The following is a 13,327-nucleotide window of genomic DNA, read 5'->3' on the forward strand; positions in this document are numbered from 1 at the left end:
TCGAGTGGCTAAAGGATGTGATGACCAGGGTGCAGTCCCACAAACGCAAGGACCTCTATCAACTTTTACCCAACAACTGGAAAAATACCCGCTAAGTTAAGATGCCATCACCAAAATCAACAGATGGGTTCTTCGGATGGATACCTTTTTTCAGCATTTTCCACCCCTTCGAAACCTTCCTGGATAAGCTGGAGTATTGTTCCTGTTTCTGAATCTTCTAATGTATAGGTCAGGTTTATGTAGTTCTCCGGCTTATCTTCTATCCCCATATTTGGATCAAACATGGTAAAAGAGACCCTTTCTCCTTCTATGATCTCAGTAATTCGTCCTTTCACATAAATGATCTCATCACCCCCTTCCGTTAAACCTTTCCAGGTTATTGAACTACCTAAATTCCAGTCTGACAAAACCGCACAACCAAACATATATTTTTTGGTCATTCCCGGATCAGTTAACAGGTTCCAAACCTCTTTTTTATTTGATTTGAAGGCTATTTTTTCATTGATAATCATTGATTCACTCATCTTTTGTACAATTTGTAATTGCTTAAAGTTGACGAGTCAAAAATCTATTTAATGGCAGAATAGGGATTCATTCTAATACTATTGGGAGAAACACTAAACTCTTTTCTAAATGCTTTTGAAAAATGCTGGGGCGAACTGTACCCGGTTTCATAAGCCACTTCTTTGACCGTTTTTTCCGTATCAAGCAACAGTCTTTTAGCCAGGCTCATTCTACTCCGGTGGATCAACCCAAAAACAGTGGTACCAAAAAGTTCTTTAAACCCTCTCTTTAATTTGTATTCATTTATGCCAATCAATTTTGAAAGCTCTACAATAGTCGGTGGGTTTTCAATACGAGAAGACAGTAGTTCCTTTGCCTCAATCAATTTACGCTTATCTATGGCTGATTTAATAAATGGTTTCTTTGATTGTTTCTCGTATAATTCTGCCTGAATAACAAGCAGTTCTATACTCTTTGAAAGTAAGAATAATCCATTTAATTCAGTGGCATATGGGCAATGGATCATCTCATCGATCACTTGTTGAAGCCTAAAGTCGTTTGTTTTCCAGGTAGGTGAGAATATAGAATTCTCTTTGTTCATGACCTTCTCAGAAAATCGTTTCATGGCTTCATTACCATTTTGTGCTATTGCAATGTACGATTCAGGGGTAAAATTAATCCCAAAGGTCTCTATTCGATCACTTTTATTTTGAACCTCAATTTCCAATCCGTCTGAATACATGATATTATTGTGATGTCCTGACAGGTCATAAGAAGCATTCAACTGACTAAAACTGAATTGATAACTTCCCTTAATTCCAAAGTGGAGTCTTACATATTCCGAATCATTCATTGATCTAACCTTTCCAAATGAATTATATTCAATGATATTATGAGAGATCCGGATCTGTTCTAATTCCCAGGTTTTTGAGGTTCTGTTTTCGATATGATGCATTGACATTATTTTTTCTTCAGACTAACAGATATATGAACATGAGCATTGGTCCAAGCCTCCAAGTACTTAAAGATAATGGAACAGCATGGACCATGTCTGATTTGACAAGCCTGACTACCAAAATATCTCAAATGGGGCTAAAGCACTGTAGTAAAATACTCTGCAAAAGGCATACTCACTGCAAAACTGATGTCTTTTCTATCCCGAAGACCCCGGAATATTCATGGTGCATAAATCTGGGATCGGAACTGTATAAATGACTTCTCAGATATTGTCCATTATGATACTATGAGTGTTAGTATCAAAAATTAAGGCTCCTTCTTCCAAATTATTCAATTGCCCTATTAGTTTCCCCTGTTGATTCCAAACAGACGTTTTTCCTGCGCTTTCAAAATCGTCACAGTTCCCAACACAATTAGCCATTGCTACGAACAAGGAATGCCTACTTGCCATATCAGAGAAATGATCAAATGCTTTTTCAACCCCATTTTCGGATTTGGCTACGCTTGCCATATAAACTGTAGCACCACTTTTTATGGCGTTTTCTGAATGAGCAGGAAGTAAAGATTCGTAACAAATGGCAGGTGCAATTTTCTCATTTTTCATTGTCAGTATAAGCTGGTATTCTCCCGGCACAAAATACGGACATTCGTCAGAATGTAAATGCTGCTTGGAATAAGTTTGTCTCACCGCCTCAGGCTGAAAAATAATCATACTGATCTTAATTCCGGTATTTATCTTAGTGGGCACTCCAAAACCAATGGTAATTTGATGACTATCACTCAGTCTTTGAAAATCATCAAATCTTTTGTCTTCCTGATTTGTCGCGAGGTCTTGAGCCAGTAGGGGTTCGTAACCCGTTATAGAAAGCTCTGGAAAAAAGATAGCATCGACATGATGAGATATAGCTAGTTGTACAAAGTCTTTATGTACTTTAATGTTCTTTTCAATATCTCCTTTAAAAGGTTTTATTTGAACTACACAAACTTTCATTTCCAATGGCTAAGAGCAATTTTACATAAATTCTTCATCCATGTTCTCCATGCGAGGTATGTTGTTGTATTTTAAGTTTCATCACCCCACCGATCTGAGTTGCTCTTTTAATAGCTTCATCTGCCTTTTCACCCATAAAGTTTTCTTTGATCGTACTTTCCCAAATAGACAACCATCTGTCAAAATGACCGGTGGTCAACGGCTCTTTCTTATCTAATTCAATATGCTTCAACATAGGGTTTCCTTTATACTTTATATTTCCCAAAAGTGTAGTTTCCCAAAAATCATACATAACAGGTATATGAGTATTCCAATCAAGCCGGACAACCTGAGTGAAGAAATAGCCAATTAACTCATCCATAATAACGCGCTTGTAGAATTCATCTACCAGCAATTCAATATCTTCTCTGCTTTCAATAGTTTTCAACATGTCCTTATATTAACTACTTTTGAGCACATCATACCAACTATTTTCCTTTCACACATCTGCATTAAAGGTTTTCACCCCGTTTTAATTGCATCTGGTATTCGCAGGACCATATGAAAGTTATTAATCTCAACGGCATCTATCACGTGTTTATTTTCATGGATTACTTTAAACCCTTTACACTCAAAAAATGACCTGGCGGTCTTACTGACATTTGAGGTCATTGTGTTGTGTCCAAGTCGTTCTGATTCTGTCTTTAATTCCTCATAAAGTTTGTTTGCAATGCCTTGCCTTAAATAGTCTTTATGGACATATAAAAAATCCAGGTATTCACCATTTTCTAAAGAAGCAAACCCTACAATTTTGTCGTCAGCAGTAGCTACCAAAGCAAATTGTTTCTCCAGAACACTATTCCAGCGTCTTTTATTCTTAATGGATGATACCCAAACGTCAAGCTGTTTCCGGTCATAATCATCCTTGCAAGTACTTTCTATGGTTCCCGCTATAAGACCTTGTATTTCTGATATGTCCTGAGCTAAAGCTCTTCTCACTCGCATCTGTTATATGCCATTTACATTATACCCGAGATAGATTGGGCCATCTCAGACGGCAACAAATTAGTCTTTTCTTATCAAACAGCTATTGTTATTGCATAGGCTTGACAGGTATCCATATTTCTTCTTCTGAGTCAGGATCATTGTTCTTGTATTTCTCTCCTAAAACTTCAAAATGTGGCCGATCATCAAGATGATAGTCTGAATTAGGTAGCCATGTGGTAAAGATATATTGAAAAGTACTGAAATCCGTACTTGAGCCTTTGTGAAGAAAAACGGCGTAAAGTCCGCCTTTCAATAAAAAAGTACTCATACCGTCAGGAATATTCTTAAAATCTGAAACCTCAACAGTCGCCCACTTTTCAAACTCTGTGTTAGGGTCAAAGTCAAATGAATGACTATACACTTGCATTGAAATCAAATCAGTTGTGATGTTATTGGTGATTTCTTTTCGCCTGGGCATAAAACTCTTCCATAAATCAAACGTCTTATTCTTAGTCAATGACATTTTCAAAGATTTGCCTATCAACTTCTTTGCAGGTAATATTTCAATTCGCGGCTCCATTTTTTTCTGATACTTTAACCCGTTAAGCACTGATTACTCACCTCACCTTACTTATCGTAGAAAAAGCATCTCACGATACTTAACCAATGGCCAGTCTTCATCATCCACTAACAATTCCAGCTTATCAACAGCATAACGTATTTTTTCAAAATACTCACCTTTGATATTATCACAATACGCTATAGCCTTTTCCCGGGCATTATCGATTTTGTTGGCCCGTTTACGTGCCTCCGTCATATCGTATATACCCTTATTAAGTGTTTCAATATACTCGGTGATCTTCTTTACGTTCTCAACCACGGCTTTATTACTTATACCCAGGTCTTGGAGTCCATGTGCATTTTCGATCAATCTGTTTTGGTAAGATATCGCCGTTGGGATAATATGGTTTAAAACAAGGTCACCCATTACACGAGACTCTATTTGTATTTGCATGCTGTAGGCATCCCAGCTGATCTCATTTCTGGCTTCAAGTTCTATCTCGCTCATTACTTTATGTCGCTTAAATAGCTTACGTGATTTATCGGTCAGGTAAGCGTCCAGCGCCCGGGGAGTATCACTTACATTCGTCAGTTTTCTCTTGGCTGCCTCTTCCACCCATTCATCAGAATACCCATCTCCTTCAAAACGTATTTTCTTGGACTCTTTGATGTATTTTCTAAGCACATTGGCTATGGCCAGCCGCTTATCAATGCCTTCTGCTATAGCTTTTTCCACCTCTTTATAAAACTTATCCAGTTGATCAGCTACAATAAGGTTAAGAATCGTCATTGGCAAGGCAGTATTAGCGTTTCCACCAACTGCTCTGAACTCAAACTTATTTCCGGTAAAAGCAAAAGGCGAGGTCCTGTTCCGATCGGTATTGTCCAGGATAATTTCTGGGATCTTATCTATGCCCAGTTTCATATACATATTATCCCCCTTTTCCACTTTGATATTGCCGTTCTTTTCAAGCTCATTAAGTACTGCTGTGAGTTGTGAACCGATAAAGACAGACATGATAGCCGGCGGTGCCTCATTAGCCCCTAAACGGTGATCGTTACCTGCTGAACCTATACTTGCCCGCAATAGATCAGCATGTTCATGAACAGCTTTAATGGTGTTTACCAGAAAAGTAAGAAAGATCAGGTTCTCTCTGGCACTTGAACTTGGCTGCAACAAATTAACACCTGTATCGGTGATCAATGACCAGTTATTATGCTTACCGGTACCATTCAGTTCAGCAAACGGTTTTTCATGGAAAAGTACCTTCAGATCATGGCGCTCAGCCACCTTATTCATCAGGTCCATCAAAAGTTGATTATGGTCCGTTGCAATGTTGATCTCTTCAAATGTGGGAGCCACCTCAAACTGACTTGGCGCTACTTCATTGTGCCGGGTACTTACCGGTATTCCAAGCCTTAGCGCTTCAATTTCAAAATCTTTCATGAAATCATAAATGCGTGTGGGAATACTACCGAAATAGTGATCATCCAACTGTTGACCCCGTGCAGGGTTATGCCCAAATACTGTACGACCTGCCATCATCAGGTCAGGCCTGCTGTTATATAAAGCTTTATCAATGACAAAATATTCCTGCTCACATCCCAGGGAAGGTTTCACCCTTGTCACCTTACGATAAAACAACTGACATACCTGAGTAGCTGCTACATCCACAGCTTCTACGGCCTTTAGCAATGGCGCTTTGTTATCTAAAGCTTCCCCGGTATAAGAAACAAAGATGGTAGGTATACAAAGTGTCACGTCATAAATGAAGATGGGTGAACTTGGGTCCCAGGCGGTATAGCCCCGTGCCTCGAATGTGCTTCTTATCCCTCCGCTGGGAAATGAAGAGGCATCCGGTTCCTGTTGTACCAGTTCGTTGCCTTTAAATTTCTCCATCCCGGTAAGGTGATCAAAAAAGGTATCGTGTTTTTCAGCGGTTGCACCTGTCAGTGGTTGAAACCAATGGGTATAGTGTGTGGCCCCTTTTGATAAGGCCCAGGTCTTAACAGCTGAGGCAATAGCATCCGCCGTATCCGCATCGATCTTAATACCTTCGTCAATGGCAGTTTTAACTCTTTTAAAGATATCAGGAGACAAGTGCGATTGCATTTTGCGTAGGTCAAACACATCGTCAGCAAAATAATCAGAGATCTTTCCGGGTGATTCAACTTGAATTTTAGGCCTGTTATTAGCCTTTTCCAGGGCACTAAAGCGCAGTTTGGTCATAGCAAATTAAGGTTGACATTATTGGGAGGCAAAGCTATCAATTTTTGAAATACACTTACCTCCTACATCCTCAATTTTAACAATGAAAATGGATGAGACACCCATTTCCAATCTGGCAAATAATAAGAAAAGCCGGATTAATCCGGCTTTCATCATCAGCAATGACCTGTTATTTAATTTAGTAAAGAACTAGTATAAAGTTTCAAGAGCAATTCGGTCGAACTGACCAAACTCCCCATTCTCATTGGAACTGAAACATGCTAACATAATAGAATTGAGGTCAGCTGAGGTTGGAGTTCCCGGAATATGGATTGCACCAACTCCTGCCTGACCCTCATTACCACCTCTACCACAAGAAATAGAACGGTTGAAGTAGTCGGTATGACGTAATCCTACACAGTGACCGATCTCATGAGTGATCACATGCTCAACAACGTCTGTGCTGAAGTTACTGGTACCCGATTGTATTTGTACCCACTTGAATGGTGCACCCCCGCTAGGAAAACCAGCAGAACCACCGCCTCCACCGCTTACACGATATACTACGATGTCAAATGGATTAAAATTAGTACCAAAAGTAAGTGTGAAAGTAAGGTTAATGTTCAGCGCATTGAAATTATCCACTGCCTGTTGCAGAGCAGTACGCATTTTTGAATCTAATCCGTTGATACCTGAACCGGTGAAACCAATCACGTTAATCGTACGGTTCTGACTTACCAGGTTAGTAGTACGGTACTGCTCTAGCTTAGGTTCACCATTATTTACATAATCGCCCGAAAGCATATTATCCAAATCTTTCTGACTAACTACTATATCTCCTTCCAAAAGATACTTACCACCTTCATTTTGTGGATCAAGCTTTTCCATACCGTCAGTGGTTGTAATATCACTCACATCAAATCCGAGAGAAGTAAATTGTTCCTTTACTTCATCACTAATCACGTTATCAGGGGGAGCTACATCTACGGCATCATTACAGGCCGTCAAGCCAAAAAAGACAATTGCTGCCGACGCTGACGCCAGCTTTAAGTTTACATTTTTCATTGTGTTGGGTTTAGGTTTAGTCATTGCCACATGACCTTCCGAAGTTATACTTAGTGTGATTTATAAAAAACTGAATAACCTCAGTTTTATTACATAACTGAGATTATTGCGAAGGAACCCTTCGTCAGAAAAAAGTAAATGGGAAACTTTAAAGATGGAAATTATTGTTAGTTAACATCTGACCAAAACCCTCAGGCTCAATGCGCATTGTTACTCAATTTATACTCGTCACTTGTCTGATCGGCACCACTGTTTTTGTAAATGGGCAGGGGCTTCATCGATGGTCCCGGTATATTGAAAACACCCCTGTAAAACCGGATGTCCTGGCTACTCATACCTACATTATAGAATTTGAAGGTTCCACAAATGAACTTGTGCAAAAGGGACTTAACATATTGCGTGTGCTGAATAGTACTCATTATATCGTACAGCCAAAAAACCTGAAAAACATACCTGAAATTGAGGTAGTGGAACGAGCAAATCCTTTTTGGAAACTGAGCGATGCGTTGTATCAGAAGTATCAGATCAAAAAGGACTTTTCAGGCCGGTTAAACATTGTTGTGAATGACGTGAAGGGCTTCATTAATGACCTGGAAAAACTCAAAACACCCTTCTTAATTGTTAATACCTATAAGAAAATTCTGGTTGTAGACTTCCCAAAGTCGGTATTTTTAGATCAATTAATGACACTTTCATCCGTAAAATCTATCGAAGACAGTCACTACTTACCTCGGCAAGAATCTCCATTACGTGATTTTAATTACAATGTCAACCATATCAATCGTATTCGGGATCTGGTACCAAACCTGAATGGTGGAGACCTGACTGTGTCCATTAAAGAACTGCAATATGACGCATCAGATATTGACTTTAAAGGTAGACATCTACCCAATACTATCAGTGCTGCCGGTATTTCTAACCACGCTACTGAAATGGCCACTATCATAGCTGGTGGCGGCAATTCATCTTTCCAGGGCCTGGGTATAGCATGGGGCGCCCGGCTTACTTCTTCAGACTTCAGTAGTCTCCTGCCGGATGATGATACCGAGTACACACAACTGAATGTAACAGTACAAAACCATTCTTATGGTACTATACCCGAAAATTTTTATGGAGCATTTGCCAGAGCTTATGACCTAAATGCAAACAATAACCCTGAATTGCTACACATATTTTCTGCTGGTAATGCCGGTCAGATCACTACTGAAGAAGGACCCTACGAAGACGTGGAGAAATTCGCTAACATAACAGGGAACTTCAAAATGGCGAAAAATATTTTAGTAATAGGAGGGTCTGACACTTTGACCAATCCCATCGAAGCTCTTTCTAAGGGGCCGGCATTTGACGGTAGGGTCAAGCCGGAATTAGTAGCCTATAGCCAGACAGGCTCATCTTCATCGGCAGCGGTAGTCTCCGGAGTATCACTCTTACTACAACAGCGCTATACTGAAATCAAGGATCATGTACCTTCATCAGCATTAATTAAGGCCATACTGATAAATTCTGCCAATGACATAGGCAGGAAACATGTTGATTATACAGCCGGTTTTGGCAATGTAAATGCCTTTGATGCCTTAAAAGCCATAGATAACGGTCTTTTCTCTCAAGGCGAAGTCACTCAAGGGTCAAGTGTAAGTTTACCTATAACACTACCTGATAATGCCTTAAACCTAAAAGTATCATTAGTTTGGAATGATCCGGCAGCAGCAGTAAATTCCTCCAGAGCACTTATCAATGACCTGGACCTAAGCGTGCGTCATAATGACTCCGGCGTACAATATCTTCCATGGGTACTGAATTCATTTCCCCACGTAGACTCACTCCGAAAGCTACCCGTACGTAAGGAAGATCATTTGAACAATGTAGAACAGGTAAGCGTGCAAGACCCATTACCCGGCAACTATTCCATTGAAGTCAAGGGGTTTGATATTACTACAGCTTCCCAGCAGTTTTTCATTGCTTTTCAATGGGATGACGCTGATCAATTCACATGGACATATCCCACTGCCAGCGATAATTTACCTCAGGACGGAGAATTTCAGAGCTTCTTCCGTTGGGAAAGTACTAAAGAAGAAACAAAAGGACAGCTTGAATACACTATGGACAATGGAAACACCTGGAGTATTGTAGACAATAACGTTGACCTCTCTAAGTCATATTTCTCCTGGTCTCCTCCTGAGGTTGACACCAGGGCCAAAGCCAGAATGACAATAGCCGACCAGGTGTATGAAACAGAAGAGTTTGTTATTTCCAGAGCATTAAAGGCAGACATTGGCTTCAACTGCCCGGATTCATTACTCATTACCTGGCCCAAAGTTGAAAGAGCCACACATTATGTGATCAGTACACCAGGTGATTTCTACCTGGAAGAAATAATACAAACCGCAGATACCTCGGTAGTATTGGAAAAAGCCATGTTCTCACAAACTCTGTTTACGGTCACTCCTTTTTTTGATAACAAACCGGGTTTGAGAAACTTGTCTTTCGACTATATATCTTTAGGTGTTGGTTGTTTTATTTCAAATTTTCTGGCCAACCTTAATCCAGGCACAGGTGCCGATTTAAGCCTTACCCTGAGTACTACGTATCAGGTAGAGGAAGTAACTTTTCAGCGTTTAGTCGACGAAGGCTTTCAGGACATCGCAACATTTACCCAACCAACGGGCGTCCAATTATCGTTCACAGATGATGAGACAGTGGAAAAACGAAACGTTTACAGGGGTAGGGTACGCTTCTCAGGAGGTACTGAAGTTTATACAAAAAATGATACCGTCTTTTTTCTCAAGAATACAGTAGCGGTACTATTTCCAAACCCGGTAGCTCAGTCGGACGAGTTGAGTGTACTTATGAAAGATTTTAATGACAATGAAGCTTTTTTAAGACTTTATAATACACGCGGACAATTTCTGAGAGAACATAAGCTAGCCAAAGAAAGTGATAGCATCTCCATGAGACAGCTCAAACAAGGGCTGTATTTTTATGAAATTATTTCAGCAGGAGAACGTCAAACAGGCCGCATCGTGGTAAAATGACTTTATTTGACCTGCCCCGGATAAATAAAATACATGGTTTCCATTTATGTTCCGTTAAGCTTCATATCCAGCATTTCAGTCACATAGTCTTTTTCAGTCCCACCCAGTTTTTCACTACGTTTTTTTATTTCCGTATGAATATGGGACCTGTCTTTCAATGCATCCGTTTCAAAACGATATTCAGCTGTTTCCAACAGGTAATCATATGGCCCACGGCTTGAAATAAGTTTCACAAAAATGGGAGCTGTTTCGATAGCAATAAAAAGTAAAATGATAAAGAAACTGGCCATATTAATAGCTGAACTACTTTTGGTTAATCTGCTTAATGCCTCCATTCTGGCGGCCGGTCCATCAATTTTCTCTCTTTCAAAGGCTCCCTGCTCATTATTCATCATAACCTCCAAGTCATTCAATGCCGCTAATTTATTAGCGATCAGGGCTTCATTTCTTTCCTTCAATTGTCCAAGCTCTGAAGCCACCCTGTCAGCATCTGCCTTTTTTATGCGATAGATAGGGCCGGCATTTCTTTGTCCTGTTCCTCCCGTACCGTCTGCCTCTTCACGTGCTATACGAGCCAATTCATCCCTTTTAACAGTTTTTGCTTCTATTGCCCGCTGCAAATGCTCTATTTCGCTTCGCAAACGTGTTCTAGGATCTGTATAACGATTTTGCAGTTCCTGTTCCTGACGTGAATAAATTTCCTGTTCCATAACAGTAAGTTCTGCTAAAATCTCCTTCTCAAATATTCTCAATTCCAATGGCCTGGCAATAACCACAGAGATCAATAATGCCAAAACAATTCTCGGTGTAGCTATGGCTAACTCAGAGAGGAACTTACCACGCTTTCTCATACTTGAAACAATATACCTGTCCAGGTTGAAGATCATAAGTCCCCAAACTATACCAAGAGAAATGGCAATCCATACGTTGTCGAAAACTGTGAACAAGGCATATCCTCCTGACAAGGCTGCAAAAACGCCTGTGAAAAAAATAGTAGCTCCTATTCCTGCATACTTACTGGAATCAGTGGGACATTGCCTTAGCAACTGAATATCAGCACCTGAACAATACCAGAAAAATATTTTGACCTTATTCATACATGGAAAACGATAAAGAAAAAAAGATATTTCGAGAGTGGACAATATTGATGCCATCAATCTTCCCATCGAAATCAGGCGTATTACGAGCTTTCAAATGTACGATAGTGAACATAGAAGGTGTTCGGTTAAGTATTTCTCTACAGCATCAGCCCTTTTTCAATGCTCCAAAGATCCGATAAGCTAATACCAAGATACTGATCATTAGATAAATCGTGATCACATACACGGTATTAATGTCGAAGAAATCATCGGTAAAATAAACAATGATCAGAAAAAGTGGAGTAAATATACCGGGACTACGCTCTATGCCATCCACCAAATGAGCTCTTTTTAACTTACCTATATAAAGGCTGGTATATAATGTGACGATAAGCGCTAATCCAAGCGCAGAGTAAAGTAATGTACTGAAAGACGTGACTATGAACAACAAAATAACAAAAAGCCATATCCCATAAGTGAGGTTAGCTATTCGTGTAATGGTTTTTATAAAGGTTATTAAAGAAGTTAATGCCCACAACGCAAAAAATAATTCGAACAGGCTAAGACCTGAAAACCGTTCTAAGAGGAAAAAATCATAAACAATATCGAAATAGGATACAACAAGCAGCAAGACCGCTACGAAGGTTTTTTCCAGTGTACCTATGGAATCTACTACAAACCAGCCTGTTTTATATTGTTCATAAAATGTTGCTACATCGGATAAATAGGTAAACAAAAGTGCTACTGAAAACAGGATCACATTGTTCATCTGAAAAACAATGAAAAGTATATAGAGTAATACACCGCTTGCCATAGCCTGGATCAAATGTTTCCAAAATTCTACCAGCGCAGATTTCCATTTCTCTTTATGCGCATTATCCAATTCCCGGCCAATGAGGTAAACCGATAAAAACAGAGGAATAATGAGCCTGTTATTTTTTCCCAAAACAGATGGCTCTAATACCAGATAAAGGGTAACGTAGAGCATTGCATAACTCACAAACCACAGGATATCTATATACAGCTTTCCTCGAATAACACGTAACAAAAATGATAAAAACAACCTTTCAAACGCAGGAAGTAGCATTGAATGGTTTTTCTTCTTAAAGACATACCTGGACATAGGGCCATAAAGAAAATGAATTACTTGTATCACACATAGCCGATGTAATTATTTTTCCAAGAATAAACAGATTCGGATTTAGTCCTATATTTGTCGCCAACTCATGATGCGCATGAAGACAAACAGAAGAAATATGAGATGGATCTCTATTTTTTTAAGTGTTGTGCGATAATTACCGATTAGTAACCAGAATTTTGTTCTTATGTTGAAGAATATATTGGGTAAGGCCTTAAGGATCCTTATCTACTCAGGCTATCTGCTAGGCTTAAGTTTAGTATTTTTACATGATGCCAGCACCATCACTGATGGAGATAAATTCATCGAAAGCTCATTGACAGAGTACTTTCAGGAAGGTGCATTTTTCATCACGGTCATAATGTATTTTTTATGTGCAAAGCTTTATCGTCCCAACAGATCCATATCAGTAGTATTAGGAGGGTTCTTTTTAATGGCCTTTGTTCGGGAATTTGATGCTTTTTTGGACTTCTACCTCTATGATGGTGCATGGCAGACTCTTGTTGTTATCATACTGGTAGCTGTTACTTACCGTACTTACAAGTATTGGCACCCTATGACTGAGTCTATTTACAACTATGCAAACAGTTTTCCATTCGGGCTTATGCTGGCAGGTATGATGGTAACTTTCGTATATTCCAGGCTTTTCGGTGAACCTTTCATGTGGCAAACCCTAATGGAGGAGAATTATTTAAGATCTGTTAAGAATGCGGCAGAAGAAAGCATAGAACTGCTGGGAGACTCTGTCATCATGTTTGGCTCTATTGAGTACCTACTTTATGTAAGAAAAATAAAAGGGTAATTTACAAAACGAATAACACCGTA

The 13,327-nt window shown here is 39.5% G+C and carries 12 protein-coding genes; 2 read left to right on the forward strand and 10 right to left on the reverse strand.

Annotated elements, in window-relative coordinates; all coding sequences use genetic code 11:
- Positions 1-116: 116 nt before the first annotated feature.
- From FNH22_RS22690 to FNH22_RS22725, 8 genes are all read right to left on the reverse strand, one after another.
- Positions 117-524: an SRPBCC domain-containing protein gene (locus FNH22_RS22690; protein ID WP_143400746.1), complete on the reverse strand. Its 408-nt coding sequence runs from the start codon at positions 522-524 to the stop codon at positions 117-119.
- Positions 525-568: 44 nt separating this feature from the next.
- The gene (locus FNH22_RS22695; protein ID WP_185154359.1) at positions 569-1,459 is read right to left on the reverse strand and encodes a helix-turn-helix transcriptional regulator; all 891 of its coding nucleotides are present in this window, start codon (positions 1,457-1,459) and stop codon (positions 569-571) included.
- Positions 1,460-1,723: 264 nt separating this feature from the next.
- Positions 1,724-2,452: a carbon-nitrogen hydrolase family protein gene (locus FNH22_RS22700; RefSeq protein WP_143400748.1), complete on the reverse strand. Its 729-nt coding sequence runs from the start codon at positions 2,450-2,452 to the stop codon at positions 1,724-1,726.
- A 34-nt stretch (positions 2,453-2,486) separates the two neighbouring features.
- Positions 2,487-2,882, reverse strand: a complete 396-nt coding sequence (locus tag FNH22_RS22705) for a group III truncated hemoglobin (protein ID WP_221420329.1) — start codon at positions 2,880-2,882, stop codon at positions 2,487-2,489.
- A gap of 71 nt (positions 2,883-2,953) precedes the next feature.
- Positions 2,954-3,430 carry a GNAT family N-acetyltransferase gene (locus FNH22_RS22710; protein ID WP_185154360.1) on the reverse strand — a complete coding sequence of 159 codons (477 nt, stop codon included), beginning with the start codon at positions 3,428-3,430 and terminating at the stop codon, positions 2,954-2,956.
- Between the two features lie 94 nt (positions 3,431-3,524).
- A complete protein-coding gene (locus FNH22_RS22715) occupies positions 3,525-3,998 on the reverse strand; it encodes a GyrI-like domain-containing protein (RefSeq protein WP_143400750.1) in 474 nt (157 codons plus the stop codon).
- 51 nt (positions 3,999-4,049) lie between these two features.
- On the reverse strand, positions 4,050-6,209 hold the full coding sequence (locus FNH22_RS22720; protein WP_143400751.1) for a glutamine synthetase III: 2,160 nt from the start codon (positions 6,207-6,209) through the stop codon (positions 4,050-4,052).
- A gap of 189 nt (positions 6,210-6,398) precedes the next feature.
- Positions 6,399-7,253, reverse strand: a complete 855-nt coding sequence (locus FNH22_RS22725) for a M57 family metalloprotease (RefSeq protein WP_185154361.1) — start codon at positions 7,251-7,253, stop codon at positions 6,399-6,401.
- Positions 7,254-7,453: 200 nt separating this feature from the next.
- On the opposite strand from FNH22_RS22725, the gene FNH22_RS22730 reads away from it, so the two are divergent.
- A complete protein-coding gene (locus tag FNH22_RS22730; protein ID WP_143400753.1) occupies positions 7,454-10,285 on the forward strand; it encodes a S8 family serine peptidase in 2,832 nt (943 codons plus the stop codon).
- 44 nt (positions 10,286-10,329) lie between these two features.
- On the opposite strand, the gene FNH22_RS22735 is transcribed toward FNH22_RS22730, so the two are convergent.
- A complete protein-coding gene (locus FNH22_RS22735) occupies positions 10,330-11,382 on the reverse strand; it encodes a DUF4407 domain-containing protein (protein WP_143400754.1) in 1,053 nt (350 codons plus the stop codon).
- A 148-nt stretch (positions 11,383-11,530) separates the two neighbouring features.
- Positions 11,531-12,520, reverse strand: coding sequence for a hypothetical protein (locus FNH22_RS22740; protein ID WP_143400755.1), 990 nt, complete (start codon positions 12,518-12,520; stop codon positions 11,531-11,533).
- Between the two features lie 169 nt (positions 12,521-12,689).
- On the opposite strand from FNH22_RS22740, the gene FNH22_RS22745 reads away from it, so the two are divergent.
- Positions 12,690-13,304: a hypothetical protein gene (locus FNH22_RS22745; protein ID WP_143400756.1), complete on the forward strand. Its 615-nt coding sequence runs from the start codon at positions 12,690-12,692 to the stop codon at positions 13,302-13,304.
- Positions 13,305-13,327: the final 23 nt, after the last annotated feature.

The sequence above is a fragment of the Fulvivirga sp. M361 genome (assembly GCF_007097395.1).
GTDB lineage: Bacteria > Bacteroidota > Bacteroidia > Cytophagales > Cyclobacteriaceae > Fulvivirga.

Excerpts from the sequence above, each read along its gene's own strand:
- FNH22_RS22690 (WP_143400746.1), bottom strand. The coding sequence starts at position 524 with ATGAGTGAATCAATGATTATCAATGAAAAAATAGCCTTCAAATCAAAT.
- FNH22_RS22695 (WP_185154359.1), bottom strand. The coding sequence starts at position 1,459 with ATGCATCATATCGAAAACAGAACCTCAAAAACCTGGGAATTAGAACAG.
- FNH22_RS22700 (WP_143400748.1), bottom strand. The coding sequence starts at position 2,452 with ATGAAAGTTTGTGTAGTTCAAATAAAACCTTTTAAAGGAGATATTGAA.
- FNH22_RS22705 (WP_221420329.1), bottom strand. The coding sequence starts at position 2,882 with ATGTTGAAAACTATTGAAAGCAGAGAAGATATTGAATTGCTGGTAGAT.
- FNH22_RS22715 (WP_143400750.1), bottom strand. The coding sequence starts at position 3,998 with ATGGAGCCGCGAATTGAAATATTACCTGCAAAGAAGTTGATAGGCAAA.
- FNH22_RS22720 (WP_143400751.1), bottom strand. The coding sequence starts at position 6,209 with ATGACCAAACTGCGCTTTAGTGCCCTGGAAAAGGCTAATAACAGGCCT.
- FNH22_RS22725 (WP_185154361.1), bottom strand. The coding sequence starts at position 7,253 with ATGAAAAATGTAAACTTAAAGCTGGCGTCAGCGTCGGCAGCAATTGTC.
- FNH22_RS22730 (WP_143400753.1), top strand. The coding sequence starts at position 7,454 with ATGCGCATTGTTACTCAATTTATACTCGTCACTTGTCTGATCGGCACC.
- FNH22_RS22735 (WP_143400754.1), bottom strand. The coding sequence starts at position 11,382 with ATGAATAAGGTCAAAATATTTTTCTGGTATTGTTCAGGTGCTGATATT.
- FNH22_RS22745 (WP_143400756.1), top strand. The coding sequence starts at position 12,690 with ATGTTGAAGAATATATTGGGTAAGGCCTTAAGGATCCTTATCTACTCA.